At 41.9% G+C, this 21011-nt stretch carries 18 protein-coding genes and 1 pseudogene; 5 read left to right on the top strand and 14 right to left on the bottom strand.

What is annotated here, in order from left to right:
- The first annotated feature begins 134 nt into the window (after positions 1-134).
- Both fbpA and HCB49_RS09445 read left to right on the top strand, forming a co-directional pair.
- Positions 135-1847 (top strand): Rqc2 family fibronectin-binding protein FbpA, encoded by a 1713-nt coding sequence (gene fbpA, locus HCB49_RS09450; protein WP_185604787.1) that lies wholly within the window; start codon positions 135-137, stop codon positions 1845-1847.
- 87 nt (positions 1848-1934) lie between these two features.
- Positions 1935-2534, top strand: coding sequence for a short chain dehydrogenase (locus HCB49_RS09445; protein ID WP_185396897.1), 600 nt, complete (start codon positions 1935-1937; stop codon positions 2532-2534).
- Positions 2535-2574: 40 nt separating this feature from the next.
- On the opposite strand, the gene pyrE is transcribed toward HCB49_RS09445, so the two are convergent.
- The 10 genes and pseudogenes from pyrE to pyrR form a co-directional block, all read right to left on the bottom strand.
- The gene (gene pyrE, locus HCB49_RS09440; RefSeq protein WP_185604786.1) at positions 2575-3204 is read right to left on the bottom strand and encodes an orotate phosphoribosyltransferase; all 630 of its coding nucleotides are present in this window, start codon (positions 3202-3204) and stop codon (positions 2575-2577) included.
- The gene (gene pyrF, locus HCB49_RS09435; RefSeq protein WP_185604785.1) at positions 3201-3902 is read right to left on the bottom strand and encodes an orotidine-5'-phosphate decarboxylase; all 702 of its coding nucleotides are present in this window, start codon (positions 3900-3902) and stop codon (positions 3201-3203) included. The genes pyrE and pyrF overlap by 4 nt, the downstream gene beginning before the upstream one ends.
- Entirely contained in the window at positions 3899-4813 is a 915-nt protein-coding gene (locus HCB49_RS09430) for a dihydroorotate dehydrogenase (protein WP_185604784.1), read from the bottom strand. The genes pyrF and HCB49_RS09430 overlap by 4 nt, the downstream gene beginning before the upstream one ends.
- Positions 4810-5577: pseudogene (locus tag HCB49_RS09425) on the bottom strand (dihydroorotate dehydrogenase electron transfer subunit); the annotation flags it as partial. The pseudogene HCB49_RS09425 and the gene HCB49_RS09430, both read right to left, overlap by 4 nt.
- Before the next feature lie 19 nt (positions 5578-5596).
- Positions 5597-8809: a carbamoyl-phosphate synthase large subunit gene (gene carB, locus HCB49_RS09420; RefSeq protein WP_185604782.1), complete on the bottom strand. Its 3213-nt coding sequence runs from the start codon at positions 8807-8809 to the stop codon at positions 5597-5599.
- Positions 8802-9893 carry a carbamoyl phosphate synthase small subunit gene (locus HCB49_RS09415; RefSeq protein ID WP_185480842.1) on the bottom strand — a complete coding sequence of 364 codons (1092 nt, stop codon included), beginning with the start codon at positions 9891-9893 and terminating at the stop codon, positions 8802-8804. The genes carB and HCB49_RS09415 overlap by 8 nt, the downstream gene beginning before the upstream one ends.
- Positions 9890-11170 (bottom strand): dihydroorotase, encoded by a 1281-nt coding sequence (gene pyrC, locus HCB49_RS09410; RefSeq protein WP_185604781.1) that lies wholly within the window; start codon positions 11168-11170, stop codon positions 9890-9892. Before pyrC ends, HCB49_RS09415 begins: the two co-directional genes overlap by 4 nt.
- Complete coding sequence (locus HCB49_RS09405; RefSeq protein ID WP_185480844.1) at positions 11158-12069, bottom strand: aspartate carbamoyltransferase catalytic subunit; 912 nt, start codon at positions 12067-12069, stop codon at positions 11158-11160. Before HCB49_RS09405 ends, pyrC begins: the two co-directional genes overlap by 13 nt.
- Positions 12070-12152: 83 nt before the next feature.
- A complete protein-coding gene (locus tag HCB49_RS09400) occupies positions 12153-13439 on the bottom strand; it encodes a solute carrier family 23 protein (protein WP_185480845.1) in 1287 nt (428 codons plus the stop codon).
- Positions 13440-13567: 128 nt separating this feature from the next.
- Complete coding sequence (gene pyrR, locus HCB49_RS09395; protein ID WP_185604780.1) at positions 13568-14119, bottom strand: bifunctional pyr operon transcriptional regulator/uracil phosphoribosyltransferase PyrR; 552 nt, start codon at positions 14117-14119, stop codon at positions 13568-13570.
- 231 nt (positions 14120-14350) lie between these two features.
- Between pyrR and brfA the strand changes: the two genes are divergently transcribed.
- Both brfA and HCB49_RS09385 read left to right on the top strand, forming a co-directional pair.
- The gene (gene brfA, locus HCB49_RS09390; protein WP_185480847.1) at positions 14351-14581 is read left to right on the top strand and encodes a ribosome rescue factor BrfA; all 231 of its coding nucleotides are present in this window, start codon (positions 14351-14353) and stop codon (positions 14579-14581) included.
- A gap of 88 nt (positions 14582-14669) precedes the next feature.
- Positions 14670-15494 (top strand): STAS domain-containing protein, encoded by an 825-nt coding sequence (locus HCB49_RS09385; protein ID WP_185604779.1) that lies wholly within the window; start codon positions 14670-14672, stop codon positions 15492-15494.
- Between the two features lie 18 nt (positions 15495-15512).
- Here HCB49_RS09385 and HCB49_RS09380 read toward each other — a convergent pair whose 3' ends face one another.
- The 3 genes from HCB49_RS09380 to HCB49_RS09370 all read right to left on the bottom strand — a co-directional run bounded on the left by HCB49_RS09380 (position 15513) and on the right by HCB49_RS09370 (position 18250).
- A complete protein-coding gene (locus HCB49_RS09380; protein ID WP_185399128.1) occupies positions 15513-16421 on the bottom strand; it encodes an RluA family pseudouridine synthase in 909 nt (302 codons plus the stop codon).
- The gene (gene lspA, locus HCB49_RS09375; RefSeq protein ID WP_008948184.1) at positions 16421-16885 is read right to left on the bottom strand and encodes a signal peptidase II; all 465 of its coding nucleotides are present in this window, start codon (positions 16883-16885) and stop codon (positions 16421-16423) included. Before lspA ends, HCB49_RS09380 begins: the two co-directional genes overlap by 1 nt.
- A gap of 81 nt (positions 16886-16966) precedes the next feature.
- Positions 16967-18250, bottom strand: coding sequence for an NCS2 family permease (locus HCB49_RS09370; protein WP_185604778.1), 1284 nt, complete (start codon positions 18248-18250; stop codon positions 16967-16969).
- A gap of 173 nt (positions 18251-18423) precedes the next feature.
- On the opposite strand from HCB49_RS09370, the gene HCB49_RS09365 reads away from it, so the two are divergent.
- Positions 18424-19794, top strand: coding sequence for an MATE family efflux transporter (locus HCB49_RS09365; protein ID WP_185604777.1), 1371 nt, complete (start codon positions 18424-18426; stop codon positions 19792-19794).
- A 108-nt stretch (positions 19795-19902) separates the two neighbouring features.
- Here the strand turns inward: HCB49_RS09365 and HCB49_RS09360 are convergent, their stop codons facing one another.
- A complete protein-coding gene (locus HCB49_RS09360; protein WP_185604776.1) occupies positions 19903-20727 on the bottom strand; it encodes a DUF5067 domain-containing protein in 825 nt (274 codons plus the stop codon).
- Between the last annotated feature and the right edge of the window lie 284 nt (positions 20728-21011).

The raw sequence follows: 21011 nt of genomic DNA, 5'->3' as shown, positions 1-21011 counted from the left end.
TTAAAGTTCCCTCTAAGATTACTTGAAATTTGTTCTGACTTCTTATTATACCAAAGCTACTCCTTGCATACAATACATTTTCAGAATGTATGTTAAAATAGAAAGTAACTAACTCACAAAGGAATGAATAACTAATGGCGTTTGATGCAATGTTTTTAAAATCCATGACCGAAGAACTTGCCGAACACGGAGAAAGTGGCCGCATTATGAAAATCCACCAACCGTTTTCGCATGAACTTGTTTTATATATCCGTAAAAACCGTGAAAATAAACGTCTACTTATCTCCTCGCACCCTAGCTATGCGCGCATTCAGTGGACCGATGATATCCCTGAAAACCCAGCAACCCCGCCGATGTTTTGTATGTTACTCCGGAAATATTTAGAAGGCGCAATTATTGAGTCAATTACACAGCTTCCAAATGAACGGATTTTACAATTTAGTATTCGCGGCAAAGATGATATTGGCGAAAATCGCTTTTGTGATTTATTCGTGGAAATTATGGGACGGCATAGTAATATCACACTTGTCGATCGTGCAAAAAACGTGATTGTCGATTGTATTAAACACGTTTCCCCAGCGCAAAATAGTTACCGAACACTTTTGCCGGGAGCAACATATGTTTTACCACCAGCAACAGACAAATTGAATCCATTCGAGGTTACCGCGGAGCAAATTCTGGATAGACTTGATTTTCCAGCGGGTCGAATTGATAAACAGCTCGTCCAAAACTTTGCGGGATTCAGCCCTTTGCTTGCTCGGGAAATTGTGTTTCGCGCTGGAAACTTAACGGCAGATTCGCTTGTCGCTGCCTTTTTTGAAGTAATGGGACTTGTGAACGACCATCTAGGAAGTGCAGCTGTTCCAAACGAGTGGCGCATCCAAAATAAAGAAGATTACTATTTCTTCCCGCTCCGTCATGTCGATGCAGAAGCAACAGAATTCGCTAATCTGAGCACACTTTTAGACCATTTTTACATTGGCAAAGCACGTCGTGATCGCGTCCACCAATTCGCGCATGATTTGGAAAAACTATTATCCAATGAACTGGCTCGCAGTAGACTGAAAATCGAAAAACTCGAAAACACGTTACTCGAAACAGAAAAAGCAGATATTTACCGTATCCAAGGCGAAATGCTTACTGCCAACTTACATTTAATGGAGCGCGGCATGGCTGAAATCACTGTAGAAAATTTTTACGATGATATGAAAAAAATGACGATTCCGCTTGATACTCGAAAAACACCGTCTGCCAATGCGCAAAGTTATTTTAGCCGTTACCAAAAACTGCGTAATGCGGTCGAAGTGGTAAAAGAGCAAATCGCACTGACAAAAGAAGAAATTACTTATTTAGAGTCAGTTGAGTCACAACTAGAAACGTCCGGTCCAGAAGATGTGGAAGAAATCCGCCAAGAACTCGCTGAACAAGGTTACCTGCGTTACAAACAGAAAAAAGGTAGCCGCAAAAAAGCTACTTTACCAGCACCCGAAAAATACACTTCTTCGACAGGCCTAACGATTTTAGTCGGGAAAAACAATAAGCAAAATGATTATTTAACGAATAAATTAGCTCGGAATAATGAATATTGGTTCCACGTGAAAGATTTGCCCGGTTCGCATGTAGTGATTCAATCAAGCAGTCCCGATGACACGTCGATTACAGAAGCTGCGATGATTGCCGCCTACTACTCAAAAGCGCGCCTATCCGCCACCGTTCCAGTCGATGGTACGCTCGTAAAATACGTTAAAAAACCAAATGGCGCCAAGCCCGGCTATGTGATTTACGATAACCAAACGACTTATTTTGTTACACCAGATGAAAAGCTTGTATTAGCCTTAAAAAATTAACGGTTCCTTCTCGGAGCCGTTTTTTCTTTCTATTTTTAGGGTAGATGTTAACTGACTTTACTTTTTAATTGGAAGGATGATAAACGAATGAAAATTTTATTAATCGGTGCTTCTGGTACGCTTGGTTCTGCGGTGAAAGACCGTTTGGAGAAAAAGGCGGATGTGATAACAGCGGGCAGACATAGTGGCGATGTGACGGTAGATATTACGAGTATCGATAGTATTAAAAAAATGTATGCCCAAGTTGGCAAAGTCGATGCGATAGTTTCAGCAACAGGCAGTGCCACTTTTTCACCTTTAACGGAATTAACGCCTGAGAAAAATGCGGTGACAATTAGCAGTAAATTAGGCGGTCAGATTAATCTCGTTTTACTTGGTATTGATTCATTGAATGATCATGGCAGTTTCACGCTTACTACTGGAATTATGATGGAAGATCCAATTGTTCAAGGGGCTTCTGCCGCAATGGCAAATGGCGCGGTGACTGCTTTTGCTAAATCTGCTGCGATTGAAATGCCGCGCGGAATTCGGATTAATACAGTGAGTCCGAATGTATTAGAAGAATCTTGGGATAAATTAGAACCTTTTTTCCAAGGGTTCCTACCAGTTCCAGCTGCAAAAGTCGCTCGTGCGTTTGAAAAAAGTGTTTTTGGCGCCCAAACTGGCCAAAGTTATCAAGTATATTAATAGAAAAAGAAGCTCACCTTTAGAATAGGTGAGCTTCTTTTTATTTACCCCAAATTTCAGGGTTCTTCTTCCATTCTTTTAACGTTGCCATATCTTCAGGTGTCACGTATTTCTCGTTTAAAGCTACTTCAATTAGCTCGTCGTAGTTTGTTAAGGTCACTAGTTTTGTATCAGCTTCTTCAAGTAACTTTTTCCCTTTGTCTAATCCATATGTAAAAATGGCCGCGATACCAACGACTTCTGCTCCCGCTTCCTCTAAAGCTTCCACTGCTTTCAGTGAGCTTCCACCTGTTGAAATCAAATCTTCAATTACGACTACTTTTTGACCTTTAGCGATTGGTCCTTCGATTTGGTTTCCTTTGCCATGTTCTTTTGCTTTTGAACGAACGTAGACCATTGGTAAATCTAGTAAATCGCTCACCCATGCGGCATGTGGTATTCCAGCTGTTGCGGTGCCTGCAACGACATCCACTTCGCCAAACGTTTGCTTAATTTTTTCCGCTAGTGATTGAGCGATAAACTGGCGAACTTTTGGAAAACCTAATGTTAGGCGATTGTCACAGTAAATGGGTGATTTAATTCCTGATGCCCACGTAAATGGCTCATTTGGTTTTAAAAATACGGCTTTGATTGCTAACAATTGTTCGGCTACTTGTTTTTCGATACTCATGCATTCCACTCCTTTAAAACTTGATTATAAGCTGCTACTGGGTCATTTGCGCGGGTGATGGAGCGACCGACGACGATGTTCGACGAGCCTATCAAATGTGCTTTTTCTGGCGTTACAACGCGGATTTGATCATCTGCTGCGTCACTCGCCAGTCGAATGCCTGGTGTTACACGTAAAAAGTCAGCGCCATTTTGTTGTTTAATGGCTTCTGCTTCAAGTGCGGAACAAACCACGCCATCTAGCCCGGCTTGTTTCGTTAAATCGCTATAGTGTAGCACGGACTCTAGCAGACTCGTTTTGATTAATTGATCCGTTTGCATATCTGTTTCACTTGTACTTGTCAGTTGTGTCACAGCGATAATTTTTGGACGTTTACCGCTCACTGAACCTATTTCAAGACCTTCCAGAGCTCTTTCCATCATATTTTTCCCGCCAGCTGCATGCACATTGATCATATCAACGCCTAATTTTGCTAAGCCAATCATCGCGCTTTTGACTGTATTCGGGATATCGTGAAGTTTTAAATCCAGAAAAATTTGGTGATTTTGTTGTTTTATCTTTTCAACAATGACTGGACCGTTGCTATAAAAAAGTTCCATGCCAACTTTGACGGATAATGTCTCTCCAGAAAATTTGGCTAAAAAGCTCTCTACTTCTTCATACGTTTGGAAATCTAGCGCGATAATGGGTTTATTCATTGAGTTGCTCGCTCCTTTTTTAGTTCTTGTAGGGAAGAAATGCCGAGTTCGTCCATTCGTTTTGGCAGTTCAGTAATTAATTTCGGGCAAATAAATGGATCGGTGAAATTCATTGTGCCTACTGCTACTGCATCTGCTCCAGCGATTAAGAATTCTAGCACGTCGTCCACTGTTTGCACGCCACCCATACCAATAATTGGGATATTACTTACGGCACGGACTTGGTGAATCATTCGGATTGCGACTGGTTTAATCGCGGGACCAGAAAGTCCACCTGTTCCATTGGCGATAACTGGTTTTCTTGTTTTTAAATCAATGCGCATCCCGAGTAAGGTGTTAATCATCGTCAGCCCATCTGCTCCGGCTGCTTCGATTGCTTGGGCGATGGAAACTATATCCGCTACATTGGGTGATAATTTAACGTAAACTGGTACACTGGCGACACTTTTCACAGCTTTGGTTAAACGGTGCGCTACTTCCGGATCTGTTCCGAATGCGATACCACCGTGCTTCACATTCGGGCAGGAAATATTGAGTTCGATGGCTTTTACTGCTTTGGATTCACCGATTCGGGCGCAGACTTGGACATAGTCATCCTCTGTTGCACCTGCCACATTGGCGATGATTGGTGTTTCGAATTGTTCTAAAAATGGAAGTTCGTGAGCTAAAACATGTTCCAATCCCGGATTTTGTAAACCGATAGCATTGAGCATCCCGCTCGCTGTTTCTGCTACTCGCGGGGTGGGATTTCCAAGTCTAGGTTCTGGTGTGACAGCTTTAGCCATAATCGCGCCAAGTTCATTTAAATCGTAGTATTTGCTATATTCTTGTCCGAAGCCAAAACATCCTGATGCTGGCATAATCGGATTTTTAAGTGCTAATCCGGGAATTTCTACAGCTAATCGGTTCATAACTTCACCTCATCCGCACGAAAAACTGGGCCATCTTCGCACACTTTAAATTGCTTATTCGCATCCTCTGCTTTTGGACAAACGCAGGCGTAACAAGCCCCGATACCGCAAGCCATTCGTTCTTCTAAAGAAAGATATGTCTTCGTTTCTGGAAAACTAGCTTTCACTGCTTGGAGCATCGCTTTTGGTCCGCAACTGTAGATAACATCTGGTTCTTCTGGAAAACTTTTTGTTATATCTGTGACGAAACCTTGTGTGCCAAGCGAGCCATCCACTGTCGCAATATGCACCGTGCCGTACTCCGCCATTTCTGTTGCATAAAAACTATCTTTCGCAGATTGAAACCCATTTACAAACGTGACTTCTACGCCTTTTTCAGCTAACTCTTTGCCTAGTTGATACATAGGAGGGACGCCGATTCCACCGCCGATTAAAAGAGCGGTTTTGGGCGCGGGAGTTGCAGTGATATCAAACCCTTTTCCAAGCGGACCTAACACATCGATCGTATCCCCTTCCACAAGCGCGCTAAAATCTTTCGTCCCATCTCCTTCTACCCGGTAGAGCAAAATGCATGTCTGCGCCGTTTTATCATAAGAACATATACTGATTGGTCGTCTCATGAGTAAATCAGAACGACTCGGTTTCAGCATTAAAAACTGCCCCGGTGACATATCAGCCACACATTCCCCTGCTAAAATTAGTTCGTATACTTTATCGGCAATTTCGGTTTGCTGAATGACTTTCATTTCCGTCTGTAACACGGTTCCACCCCGTTTCTTCTATTTATACACGTGCTTTCGGTTGTTTTACTTCACTAGTATTCATTGATTCGAGTTCAAAAGAGCGTGATTCCAGTACTCGCAAAATGGCTTCTGCCGTATCAAGCGAAGTACAAACCGGAATGCCATTTTCGACAGATTCGCGGCGAATTTGGAAGCCGTCACGTTCTGGACGTTTGCCAGTTGTTAAGGTATTTACTACGAGCGTTACTTGGCCATTTCGGATGTAGTCAATTAGCGTTTCTTGATTTTCCCCGATTTTTTTCACTTGCGAAACTGGAATTCCGGCTTCTTCTAGCGTGCTCGCTGTTCCTTTTGTCGCCATGATAGTGAAGCCGATGCGGTTGAATCTTGCAGCTAGCTCAACAGCCTCTTCTTTATCGCGGTCAGCTACTGTTAGAAGTACTGTTCCGTAATCATGCATCGTTGTTCCGCTTGCTACAAAACCTTTGTAGAGTGCTTTTTCTAAAGTAACATCTTTCCCCATAACTTCTCCGGTTGATTTCATTTCAGGTCCAAGCGAAGTATCAACACTACGCAATTTCGCGAAAGAGAACACCGGCACTTTAACAAAAATTTCTTGTTTTTCTGGCGCAAGTCCTGGCGTGTAACCAAGGTCAATCAAGTTCTCACCTAGAATCACTCTAGTTGCCACATTTGCCATCGGAATTTCGGTAATTTTACTTAAAAATGGCGCTGTCCGGCTGGAACGCGGATTTACTTCGATAACGAAAACTTCTTCGCCGTCCACGACATACTGAATGTTTAGCATACCGATGATGTTTAAGCCAGTTGCCAGTCTAGTCGTATAATCAACAATCGTGTTTTTCACTTGTTCACTTAGACGTTGGGCTGGGTATACGGCGATCGAGTCACCGGAATGGACACCGGCACGTTCGATGTGTTCCATGATTCCCGGAATTAAGACGTTTTCGCCGTCACTGATTGCGTCCACTTCTACTTCCTGACCGCTCACATAACGGTCTACTAAAACTGGGTGTTTCGGATTTACTTTTACCGCGTTCGTCATATAATGTTTTAGCGCTTCTTCTGATTCCACAATTTCCATTGCCCGGCCGCCAAGCACGTAAGATGGACGGACAAGGACAGGATAGCCGATAGCAGTCGCTACCTTGATTGCTTCATCTACCGAAGTGGCTGTTTTCCCAGCTGGTTGCGGGATTTCTAAGATTTCTAATGCTTTTTCAAAGGCATCACGGTTTTCCGCGCGGTCGGTATCTTCTAGACTTGTACCGAGAATTTTCACGCCACGTTTTGCTAAACCGTCTGCTAAGTTAATCGCTGTTTGTCCTCCGAATTGTACGACAACCCCAAGTGGCTGCTCGATTTCAATCACATGCATGACATCTTCCAGCGTTAAAGGTTCAAAGTACAGTTTGTCTGAAATACTAAAGTCGGTCGAAACGGTTTCTGGGTTATTATTGATGATAATCGCTTCGTAACCTGCCTGCTGAATAGCCCACACCGAGTGCACTGTCGCATAATCGAATTCTACCCCTTGTCCAATCCGAATCGGACCAGATCCAAGCACAATCACGCTTTCTTTCGCTGACCGAGTTGACTCATTTTCCTCTTCATAAGTGCTATAGAAATATGGCGTTGTCGATTCGAATTCAGCTGCACAAGTATCAACCATTTTGTACACTGGGAAAAGATTTTGTGCTTTTCGTAAGTCGTAAATCGCTTGTTCGTCGATATTCCAGCAAGTCGCAAGGAAAGCGTCGGAAAAACCAGCCCGTTTCGCTTCTGCCAAAATATCTTGATTTTGCGGATTTTCTTTGATGCGGTTTTCTAGTTCGATCGTTTTGCTTAATTTATATAAGAAGAATAAATCTATTTTAGTTTTCGCATGTAGTTGTTCGATTGTTTGGCCACGGCGTAAGGCTGCTGCTAAGAAGAATAAGCGATCATCTTCTGGGAAGCAAATTTTGCGTTCTAATGTTTCTTCGTCGGCGTTTTCTGCTTCTTCTAGTAAAAGATGGTCCGCGCCGATTTCTAGTGAGCGCACTGCTTTTAGAAGTGCTTCTTCCCATGAACGGCCGATTGCCATGACTTCTCCAGTTGCTTTCATTTGCGTTCCAAGGCGACGATCTGCTTGTTCAAACTTGTCGAAAGCAAAGCGCGGAATTTTAGCAACCACATAATCTAGCGTTGGTTCAAAGTGGGCGTATGTTGTTCCAGTTACTGGATTTCTAACTTCATCCAGCGTTAAGCCAACTGCGATTTTCGCTGCTAGTTTGGCAATCGGATAGCCAGTTGCTTTAGAAGCTAGCGCAGAAGAACGGCTGACACGCGGGTTTACTTCGATAACATAGTAGTTGTAGCTATCCGGATCAAGTGCCAGCTGAACGTTACAGCCACCTTCGATTTCAAGCGCGCGGATAATTTTGAGCGACACATCGCGCAATAGTTGATATTCGCGGTCGGATAACGTTTGGCTCGGCGCAACAACAATCGAATCACCCGTATGTATGCCAACTGGGTCAATATTTTCCATGTTACAAACGACCATCGCATTATTATTCGCGTCACGCATTACTTCATATTCGACTTCCTTAAAACCAGCGATACTTTTTTCCAGTAAACATTGTGTTACTGGACTCAGTTTTAAACCACTCGTTACCGTTTCAATTAATTCTTGTTCATTGTGGCAAATCCCGCCACCAGAGCCACCAAGCGTATAAGCCGGGCGAACGATAACTGGATAGCCGATACGTTCCACAAACGTGTACGCTTCGTCCAAATTATGGATAATGTCGCTTTCTGGCACAGGCTCGCCTAATTCATTCATCAAATCCCGGAAAGCTTCGCGATCTTCCGCTTTTTTAATCGCCGTTAAATCCGTCCCAAGCACTTCCACGTTACATTCATCCAAAATTCCTGCCGCAGATAGTTCCATCGCCATATTCAACCCCGTTTGTCCCCCAAGCGTTGGTAAAATGGCATCCGGGCGCTCTTTGCGAATGATGCGCGATACAAAATCAAGCGTAATTGGCTCAATGTAAACTTTATCCGCCATTTCCGCATCTGTCATAATTGTCGCTGGATTCGAGTTCACTAAAACAACCCGATATCCTTCTTCTTTCAAACTAAGACAGGCTTGCGTTCCAGCATAATCAAACTCTGCTGCTTGCCCAATAACAATCGGGCCAGAGCCGATTACAAGAATTGTTTTTATATCGTCACGTTTAGGCATGTAATTCACCCTCCTCTTTCCCATTCATCATTTCCATAAATTCATCAAATAAGTAGTTCACATCACTCGGTCCCGGATTTGCTTCTGGATGATATTGTACCGTATATGCTTGGAATTCTTTATGAGCCAGCCCTTCCACCGTTTCATCATTTAATTCAATATGTGTTACTTTTAAATCTGTACCAATAAGCGATTCTTTTTCTACCGCATAACCATGGTTTTGCGCGGTGAAATCGACGCGCCCTGTTGCCAGCTCTTTCACAGGATGATTCGCACCACGATGGCCAAATTTTAGTTTGAACGTATCCGCCCCATTCGCAAGCGCAAACAGTTGGTGCCCCAAGCAAATTCCGAATAGTGGCAATTTGCCTTGAATCCCGCGAATCATTTCTAACGCCTCTGGAACATCTTTCGGATCCCCAGGCCCATTTGATAACATTACGCCGTCCGGATGCATCGCTATAATTTCTTCCGCAGTCGTATTATAAGGAACAACCGTCACATAGCAGTTCCGTTTATTTAGTTCTCGCAAAATCGAGCTTTTCACGCCGTAATCCACTAGCACCACTCGTTTCCCGTCGCCCGGGCTTGCAAATGCTTTAGCCGAGGAAACTTCATGCACTTGGTCAACCGGCAAGCGAACCGAGCGCAAATGATGTAGTAATTCTTCTTTATCTGCCGTTTCTGCTGCCAAAATCCCTTTTAAAGTGCCTTCTTTACGGATTAATTTTGTTAATTTCCGTGTATCAATTCCCGCAATTCCCGGAATCCCTTTTTCTTTTAAAAATTCATTCAATGTCATTTGGTTGCGCCAGTTGGAAGGATATTCTGCCGCTTCACGCACGACAACCCCTTTGACAGCTGGGTTAATCGATTCAAAATCGTCGCGGTTCACGCCGTAATTGCCAACAAGTGGATACGTAAAAGTGATAATCTGACCGTAGTAAGAAGGGTCTGTAATCGTTTCTTGGTAGCCCGTCATTCCCGTATTGAACACTACTTCGCCGATAGTTTCTTTTTCACTACCAATTGCATCACCGATAAAATAATTACCGTCTTCTAGCATTAAAATTCGCTTTGTCATTTGATTTCCCCCTCATTGTATACAAGCGTTCCTTCTGCAAACGTGGCTACCGGCCAACCGATACACGTTTCTCCAACAAATGGTGTATTTTTTCCTTTTGAGTAAAAAGTAGCTGAGTCGATATTCGCTTCTTTTTCTAAATCAAGTACGACGATATCCGCCACCGCGCCTACTTCTAGTTTGCCGTACGGTAGTTTAAAGCATTCCGCTGGCTTCACCGTCATCCAGTCAATCAGTTGTTTTAAAGTCCATTCGTTCGTTTTGACAAAATGTGTATATAGTAGTGGGAAAGCTGTTTCTAAACCAACGATGCCAAAAGCCGCTTGCTCCATCGGCACATTTTTTTCTTCAGCTGCGTGTGGTGCATGGTCTGTCGCGATAAAATCAATCGTTCCATCCAGTAACCCTTCTAAAAGTGCCGCCCGATCTTCTTTGCTGCGAAGTGGTGGATTCATTTTCCAGTTACCGTCATTTCCCGGAATATCTTCTTCATCTAAAATTAAGTGATGTGGCGAAACTTCGGCAGTCACACGAATTCCCGCCCGTTTCGCATCACGCACAACCCGAACCGATTCTTTGGTCGAAATGTGGCAAACATGATAGTGACAGCCCGCCGCTTCCGCTAACAGAACATCCCGTGCAATTTGGACAGACTCGGCAATATTTGGAATTCCTTTGAGTCCTTCTTTTTCTGCAAAAATCCCGTCATGGACCACACCGCCGTAGATAAGCGAATTATCTTCACAGTGCGCCACAATCGCCATATCCAGCGCCGCCGCCCGTTTCATCGCTTCATACATCGTTCCAGCTAGCTGCACGCCCACCCCGTCATCCGTGAAAGCAAATGCGCCCGCTTCTTTTAACGCTTCAAAATCTACCAACTCGTCCGTACCGAGACTTGTCGTAATTGACGCATATGGCAACACGCGCACCTCAGCCGTTTCTTTGATTTTCGCTTGCAAACGTTCCATTACTGCTTTGGAATCTGGAACAGGCTTCGTATTCGGCATCGAGCAAATCGTCGTATAACCACCGCGTGCAGCTGCTTGCGTTCCTGTCAAAATGGTTTCTTTATGTTCGCCGCCTGGCTCGCGAAGGTGTACATGGACATCGATAAATCCGGGAGCAATCAGTTTTCCAGTTGCATCAAATTCTTTGCCGCTTGTTACTTCAATCGAATCAGCAATCAAGTTAACCTTGCCATTTTGAATGAGTACATCTTTCTTCTCAAGCTCGCCTGCTTCGTTTAACACTTGCCCATTTTTTAATACGTACATAATTTCGCCCTCTTTTCCTGTTCTTTTAAAATAGCTTCCAAAATTGCCATCCGTATAAAAACGCCATTTGTCATTTGCGTCACAATGCGTGATTTTTCGCTTTCGACTAAGCTATCAGCAATTTCCACGTCGCGATTCACTGGGCTTGGATGCATAATAATCGCATCTGCTTTCAATTTTGCCGCCCGTTCCACCGTTAACCCAAATTGTTCATGATAGCTTTCTTTAGTAAATTGTTCTGTTCCACTGTGGCGCTCATGTTGTACTCGTAAAAGCATCATCACATCCACCTTTTCAACCATCTCATCGACCGGTAAATACGTGCCATATGCTAAGTAACTTTCATCAAACCATTCGCTCGGTCCAGAGAAAAACAATTCCGCCCCAAGCCTTTTTAACACTTTCATATTGGAATTCGCTACCCGACTATGCCGAATATCGCCAGCAATTGCTACTTTCAACCCTTGAAAAGTACCAAATTGTTCTTTTATCGTGAATAAGTCGAGCAGTGATTGACTCGGGTGCTCCCCGCAGCCGTCCCCGCCGTTTACAATCGCAATATCTAAGTTTTCAAGCCCTGCGTAGTAGTTTTCTTCTGAATGCCTGATCACCGCAACATTCACTCCGACCGCTTGCATCGTGAGTAGTGTGTCGTAAAGTGTTTCGCCTTTAGTCATGCTAGAGCTCGCTGCATCAAAGGAAACTACCTCGACACCTAACTTTTTCTCCGCTACTTCAAAACTCGTATGCGTTCTCGTACTCGGTTCAAAAAACATATTGACCGCAAAAGCCTGTTCGTTAAAAGTGGCTTTTTTGCCGCGTTTAAATTGTGCCGCTTGCTCTAATAAATGCTCGATTTCATGGACGGTTAATGCTTCCATTGACAACAAATTTTTCATTTAAAGCGCCACCTTTTCTGTTTCATTTTATAGAAAAACCTCTGGAGTATTATATCTGCAGAGGTTTTTTGTCATGTAGTATGTCAGGCTGATCTATGCTCGGCTGGTAAGACTAAGTTTAAAATAATCCCAATAACTGCTGCGAGCGCCATGCCAGACAGTTGGAATGATCCTGCTTGAATGAACAAGCCACCAATTCCGACTACTAGTACAACGGAAGCAATAATCATATTACGATTAACACTTAGGTCAATTTTGTTTTCAATCATCATTCGAAGTCCGCTTGTCGCAATAACCCCAAAGAGTAGCAGGGAAATTCCGCCTAGAACTGCTGTTGGAACCGAGGTGATAACTGCATTAATGTAACCGATAAATCCGAAGAGAATGGCGAAAACTGCCGCCCCTCCGATAACAAACACGCTATATACTTTTGTAATTGCTAGAACGCCAATGTTTTCACCGTAAGTTGTTACAGGTGGTCCGCCGATTAACGATGCGATAATCGAAGCCGTACCATCCGCGAGCAAGGAACGATGAAGCCCTGGGTCTTTAAAGAAGTTTTTATTTGTAATTCGATTAAGTAGTAATTGATGTCCCATATGTTCCGCCATCGTAACAAACGCAAGTGGCGCCATACTGAGAACAACTGTAACCGTGATAACTGGGTCAATATTAACGAATGGAATACTGAAATCTGGAATTTGGAAGAAAGACGCATTTTTGATTAACGTATAATCCACCATTCCGAATGCCATACTCGTTAAGTAACCGACTGTGAAGCCGAATAAAATTGGAATTAAGCCCATAAATCCTTTGAAAAACATCATTGCGATAATGGTTGCAAGGAGCGTAATTACTGCTACTGCCAAGGTTTCTAAACTGTATTTACCATTGTTCGTCCCCATCGCCATCGCCGCTGCACTTGGAGCAAGTGACAAACCGATAACCATGATTACTGGTCCAACAACAATTGGCGGTAAAACCTTTTGGATCCAGTCAACACCCGCGTAGTAAACAATCAAGGACACAATCGCGTATACAACTCCGACTGAGAACGTTCCGACCATAACAGCGCCCGGCCCTCCGCCAGATTTTGCTGCAAGTAATGCGGTGATTGGTGCAATAAAAGTAAAGGAAGACCCTAGATATGCGGGAATTTTCCCGCGAGTAATTCCTAGATAAGCTAGTGTCCCGAGCCCGCTAGATACAAGCGCTACTCCCGGACTTAACCCTGTCACACTTGGCACAAAGATAGTGGAGCCAAACATGGTGAAAAGGTGCTGGATGCTAAGAATAATCCATTTATTAAAGCTTGGTCGTTCGTGTATATCTAGTACTGGTTTTGTCACTGTTTCTGTCGTTTCTGTCATTTTCTTCCCTCTTTCTTCATAAAAAATACCCCTTGTCTGTGTCGACAAAGAGTATAGAATAATCCCCTATAGAAATTAATCACTCTTTGTCAGCCTCACAGGACTGCTTTTAAAAAAGTGTTACATTGTTATTCATTTTTGTTAATAATAACCGCATCTTCTTCGTTATCCACATCGGTTAGGCGAACTTCTACTCGCTCGTTACCTGATGTTGGAATGTTTTTTCCTACGTAGTCTGCTCTAATCGGTAGCTCTCGATGGCCCCGGTCAGCAAGTACTGCAAGGTGAATTTGCGCTGGTCTGCCTACATCCATTAATGCGTCCATTGCGGCACGCACGGTGCGACCAGTGTAGAGCACATCATCTACAAGGACGACCTTTTTCCCACTTATATCAAATGGAATGTTCGTTCCGTGTACAGCTGGCTCGCGAGATTCGTTATCTTTGAAAGATAAATCATCTCGGTAAAGTGTGATATCAATATCCCCAACAGGCACATCAATACCTTCGATTTCAAGTATCCGTGTATGCAAACGCTCTGCAAGATAGATACCACGAGTTTTAATACCGACAAGCGCTAAATTCTTCGTGCCTTTGTTTCGCTCGATGATTTCGTAACTAACCCGAGTGAGCGCACGTTTGATTGCCGCCTCGTCCATGACAACTACTTGTTTTTGCATCCGAAATCTCTCCTTTTGTGCAAAAAAATAACCCTCTGCCAGTGTAAGCAAGGGAACGCGTACGAGTATACAAATAACCCGTCAAATTATCGTCACCTTCTTAGCCTCTCTGGACTATGTTAAAGGACTTTATTTCATTAGACTTATCTTAACTGATAGAACTTCTCTTGTCAATCAAAAAAACAGAAAATATGTTATACTACATATAATAAAATAAAGGAGGCCACATCTATGGCTACATCTAAAGCAAAAAAACAGCGCCAAAAGTTAGTGCGTGAGGGTCACTTAAATCCTGAAATCAAACGCAGCCCCTTCGCCCTAATCGATTTAAGCTCGAAACAAACGAAAACAAAAAAAGGATATCTTTATAGTAAGAAACAGCAGAATCACCAAAGAGATGATTCTTTTTTTGTGACCTTTTTTAAGTTTTCACAATTTGTACATATTAGCAGCTTAAAATAATTGTCTCGGTCCGGAAATCAGTCCATTTCATTAGCGCTTTGTGCTATGCTGTAATAGCTAAAAACATGTACTTATAGAGGTGAACAAAATGAGCATTATGAAAAGCTTATTACAACAGAAAGAAACCGTTGTGAAAGGCTGGCTTACGTATTATGTATCGGTTGATGATCCGTACATTTTTACACTCAAAAACGATGAACGTTTAATGGATGAAACGGGCTTTGTTTTAGAAAATTTATTTATCGGGATGACAGAGGATTTGGGGCAAATGAACACTTTCGCCCATGAGTTAGGAAAAGCGCAGTTCATTACTTCGCTTGGCATTTCGCATATTTTATTCCATATTCGTTTGCTGGAAGAATTTCTGCTTGATTATGCTTCCGAGAATAATGTCGAACCCACGAACTTCCGCGAATTGTATTTATTTAGTATTAAACTGCATCAAGTCTTTAGTAGCTTCACCCAACATTTAATTGAAGGTTATACCTACGCGACAGAGCAAATGATGCACCAAAAAGAAAATCAACTTATTAAAGAATCCACCAAACTCATTTGGATCGCCGAAAAAGTATTTCTTTTGCCATTGATTGGTAAAATCACCGACGAGCGCGCAAAACAAATTACCGAGACGGCGCTTTATGAAGCTTGTGAACAGCCAGTGAACTATTTAATCATTGATTTATCTGGTATGCAATTAGAGTCACCACGCATCGGCGAGTATATTGAACATTTCTTCTCTTCGCTGAAATTAGTCGGCGTCACACCAATCATCACTGGTATGCAACCACAAATGGCCAAAATAATGGTACAAGCTAGTCTTACAGAACAACACGGCATCAAAACCTACGCTACTTTGCGCCAAGCAACGAAAGCACTTATGAAAGAAAAAGAAGCAAGAAACGCCCGTATATAGGTGTTCTTGCTTCTTTTTTTAATCTTCTTGTCGTAACGTTTTTAATGCTTTTTCAAACGAACTCGGTAGTGGCGCTTCAAATGTCATTCGTTCGTTTGTTGTCGGGTGGTCGAATCCTAGTTTCGCGGCATGGAGAAATTGGCCATTGCCTTTAATCGTATTTTTCGGTCCATATTTTGGATCGCCCGCTAACGGATGGCCGATATATTTCAAGTGGACACGGATTTGGTGTGTACGACCAGTGTCTAGTTTACAGTTAATTAAAGTGAAACCGGGTAAACGTTCCAACACTTCAAAATGTGTTCTTGCTTCTTTCCCATCGCGCACGACAGCCATTTTTTGACGGTCTTCTTTTGCTCGGCCAATCGGTGCTTCAATCGTTCCTTTTTGGTGAACAATGTCGCCGTGGACAAGTGCGATATATTCTCTATCAGAAGTTTTGTCTTTTAATTGCTTGGCTAATGATTCATGAGCGTGGTCGTTTTTGGCAACCATTAGTAAGCCTGATGTATCTTTATCAATTCGGTGAACAATGCCTGGACGAATTTTGCCATTAATGCCGGATAAATCATCACAGTGGAATAGTAACGCATTCACGAGTGTGCCACTTGCATGTCCCGCGGATGGATGAACAACCATTCCTTCTGGTTTATTAACAACGAGCATATCTTTATCTTCAAAGTAAATATCAAGTGGAATATCTTCCGCTAATACTTCAAGCTCTTCTGGTTCACGAGCTTCATAATGAATTTCGTCGCCTACTTGTACTTTGTAATTTGGTTTAGCAAGTTCACCATTTACTGTGATATCGCCATTTTTTAGCATGAGTTGAATCGCTGAACGACTTTTTCCCATCATTTCAGCAATCACTTTGTCCACACGTTCGCGCGCGTGGCTTTCTTCTATAATCAATGTTTCATTCTGCATTATTTAATTCCTTTCGTTTTGCGGTCGTCTACAAAAACATACACGAGCATTAGTACGACACCAACTGAAAGCGAGGCATCTGCCACATTAAAGATTGGGAAGTAATAATTTCCCCATACTGTTTGTACAAAATCTACTACCTCTTGATGCAAGACCCGGTCGATAAAATTACCAATCGCACCACCTAGAATAAACGCTAAACTAATAGAAAATAGTCGTTTTCCTTTGGCATATTTTTGCATAATATAAATTATAATTCCAATAACAACAACAGTAATAAGATAGAAAAACCACATATGCCCTTCTAAAATACTCCAAGCCGCTCCGTCATTACGGTAGCTTGTCCAGTATAAGAAACCAGGAATAACTTCTATTTTCTGTCCAATTTCCATATTTTGAACAACAATCCATTTAGTCAATTGATCTAGCGCAACTACAGCTAGGGTGATTAGATAATAATACATTTTCCGAACCCTCTTTTCACATCAGTTAGATAAAAAGTACGCGCTCCCCTGTAAAGATAAGAAGAGCGCATTACTTCTTTGTTATTGTATGATAAATTGAAGCAAAAATAAAGCTGCAATTACATACATGACTGGTGAAGTACGTTCCTCGTTTTTCGTGAAGGCACGAAGAATAGGATACGCGATAAAACCAGCCGCAATTCCGTCTGCAATACTGTACGTCAGCGGGATTAATACAATAATCAGTAGTGCTGAAAAAGTTTCTGCCGCATTCGATAAATCTATTTCTTTAAATTCTTGCAGCATCGACATACCGATAATAATTAAAATCGGCGCAATTGCACTGTTCGGAATAAAAGATAATACCGGCATTAAGAAAAGGGATGCGATAAAGAACAGTCCAGTCGTAATTGTTGCTAGACCAGTTTTTGCTCCACTCGCAAACATCGAGCCACTTTCAAGTGCAGAGATCGTTGGGCTTGTACCAAATAAGCCAGATAAAAAGGCTGTCAGGGAGCTAGCTTTTAAAATCCGTGGTAATTTTTCGGTTTGCTTGAGTTGTCTTACTTGTCCATTTGTAAGTCCAACCGTTTCAAACACAATTACCATCGTCATCGTAAAGACGGCACTCCAAAAACCAACACTCGCCATTCCGGAAAAATCAGCTTTAAAGAGCACATCGCTCCACGGCGCAACGCTTATCGAAGCACCTCCAGCTTTCCCGGCAACACCAAACATCACACCAACGATTGTTCCGATTATTAAACTCCATAAGAAAGCGCCTGGAATTTTTCGAATAACTAAAATCATCGTTAATAGTAGCGTCACAAGTGTTGCTAAAACGAATGGATCGCCTAAATCTCCAACGGCAATGATAGCATGTTTCCCGCGCGTGACGATTCCGCCCTTCTCAAGCCCTAGGAAGATTAAGAATAAACCTAACCCAACCGTAATCGCTTGTTTTAAAATCAGCGGAATAGCTTCATTTAGTTTTCCTGCCAGTGGTGTAAACGCAAGAATCATAAATAGTAAGCCACTCATCGTAACAGCAGCGAGTGCAACCTGCCAACTTAGTCCCATTCCTTGAACAAGGGTGTACGCAAAGAGCGCATTAATCCCCATCCCAGGCATTAGAATAAGCGGTGCATTTGCCCAAAATCCCATAATCAAACAACCTAACGCCGAAATAAAGATCGTCGCAAGGACTGCTCCTTGATAAGGAACTCCAGCCTCCGCTAAAATCGAGCTATTGACGACAATAATATATGCCACCGTAAAAAAGCCAATCATACCAGCCAAAAATTCGGTCCGGATATTGGTTTTATGCTCGTTCAGCCGAAATACTTTGTTGAAAAATTTCTGCATACTTTTTCCTCATTATGAAATTGTCCCTCTCCCAACCCGCAGAGTATTGCCCCTGCCACAGAACTTTATTATAACAAAGATAGTACATATACGAAAGGAAAAGTTTTTTGTTACGCCGCCAGAACGCCTTATTTGTGCTATAATCTGAATGGATGCAAAAAGGAGATGATTACTTGCAACAAACAGTCACATATGGGGCAAAATGGAAACAATTTTTAACGATATTCACACCGATAGTTATCACGCAACTCACGCTTTTCTCCATGACATTTTTCGATACGACGATGAGTGGAAATTATTCAAATCAGGCACTAGCTGGTGTCGCGATTGGGAGTTCGTTCTGGGCTCCAGTAAATGCTGCTTTTTCTGGGTTACTGATGGCCATCACGCCAATCATCGCCCAATTAATCGGGGCAAAGAAAGAAAAACAAGTCAAAAACACGGTGCATAACGGCCTATATATTGCTTTATTTTTAGCATTTTTATTAATTCTTATTAATTTTTTAGTCGTTCCAACGATTTTGACACACATGCCTGTCACAGCAGAAGTTGCGGATATCGCCCGTCATTTCTTGAATGGCATTTGTATTGGGATTCCCGCTTTCTTTATTTCTGCGATTTTACGTTCTTTCATTGATTCGCTTGGTCTGACTCGGGTGACGATGCTGATTACACTTTGTACCGTGCCATTTAATATCTTTTTAAATTATTGCTTTATTTTTGGGAACTTCGGTTTTCCGGAAATGGGTGGTGCTGGTAGTGGTTACGCGACTGGGATTACTTACTGGCTCGTTGTATTGGTTAGTGTAATTCTGATTCAAACGCAAACGAGATTGCGCAAATTTGGTATTTTTAAAAGTCTTACTGCGCTTCGTTTTTCGAAGGTAAAAGAGATTATCGGGATTGGTGTGCCAAATGGTTTAACGATCTTATTTGAAACGAGTATTTTCTCGGCGGTGACAATTTTAATGGGCGCTTTTGGGACAGAAACGATTGCGGCACATCAATCAGCAAATAGTGTTTGTACGTTGCTTTACGCCTTCCCGCTAAGTGTTGCTTCTACGTTAACCATTCTTGGTGGCTACGAAACCGGCGCGAAACGTTTAAAAGACGCCAAACAATATCGCCATATCGGCATGACCGCTGCGATTTTAATTGGTTGTGTGAACGGAGCTATCCTATTTTTCTTCCGCGATACAATTGCCGGATTTTACACGAATGATCCCGCGCTTATTGATTTAATTATGCATTTCTTAGTTTACGCTATTCTGTTCCAATTCGCAGATGCTGTCTTGTCGCCAGTTCTTGGGGCACTTCGGGGTTACAAGGATGTTACGATTACCACCATTGTCGCCTTTATTTCTTATTGGTTAATTGGTCTACCAGTAGGTTACGGATTATCCTTCACGAATTTAGGACCATTCGGTTACTGGATTGGTTTAAGTACCGGCCTATTTGTCGCCGCATTTATTTTATCGCTTCGAGTTCGGAAAACGGAGCAAAAACTTTCCTTAAACGCAAAAAACGCAGAGATTTCAAGTTAATCTCTGCGTTTTTTTATTTCATGAATTTTATCTAGTGAGCTTTACTCGTGTTTGTATGGTTTATTATAGAAGAAAGTCTATAGGCTAGTCTTTATTTTATTTGATAGTTTATTTTATTTGATAGTTTATTTTCCCATATACTTCTTCACTAAGAAAGTCTCTATACGCCAAATCCACTGGTATTTCGTCATCGTCTAATCCATACGCTATTGCGCATTTTACAGTAGCACCTTTTTTTATATCTTCTGATAATCTGGAGGCTGAATCTAAAAACTGAGCATCATCCAAAGTAGTGGATTTAAGTGTATTTAATAAATCAGACCTTGTATCTTGATAGATAGCAATATACTCCCCCCAACTCCCCAGTGCTGAAGTATATATACCTGATTTATTTGATACTTCAAACCAAAAAGCTATTATAGGTTTATTCCCAGACTCGTTGCCCTTTTCTCCAATTGGGATTATTTTATGACTCGTGATTTGGATTTTGATTCGTTCATTCTCTACCACACCATTTTCTAATGTTGGTGCTTCCTTTAATTTTTTCTTCTTGTGTTCTAGTATAGTTTCAGGGTTATATAAAGTCTGTAGAGTCTCCATATCCATTTGATTGATATAAGAAGCCCTTATATTGTTGGAATCAATTGGAGGCTTAACAGGAGATTTACTATTGAAACTAGCTCCATTTACAATTAATAAGCTTATAGCTATTACAGAAATAGTCGTTCCCGAAATGCCTACATCTTTTGGATTCTTAAAAATTCCGATTATCGATAAAATTAATCCTACTGTTAAGACTATCCATCCTAACAAGGGAGTCCACCCCGTAAACATTTCAATAATTGCATAGATTAATCCAGTTAACGCGAGGATAAATCCAGCTGAACCTAATATATTTTCTGTTGTCAAAACTTTGTATTTTTCGTCTTCCATCTTATCTCTACTCCCTGTTGTTGTTTTATGTTTAAAATCCAATTTCGTAAGGGTAACATGAATGATCCTTCTAAAAAATTGGAATGGCAGAACTTAAGTCTAGGTTGTATTCACCAGAGTATTTTACTAAAAGTGGCAAGAAATACCACGGGTATCTAAATAAATCATATCATAATTATTATATATATTATGTAATTTAAATATTCCGACTAATAAACAACTACACACTTAAGAATAATAGGATGCGTATACCCGCATTTGTTCTATACCTTCAAGTTTGGAAA

The sequence above is a fragment of the Listeria cossartiae subsp. cayugensis genome, from assembly GCF_014229095.1.
GTDB lineage: Bacteria > Bacillota > Bacilli > Lactobacillales > Listeriaceae > Listeria > Listeria cayugensis.
This window is presented reverse-complemented; position numbering and strand designations above follow the sequence as displayed.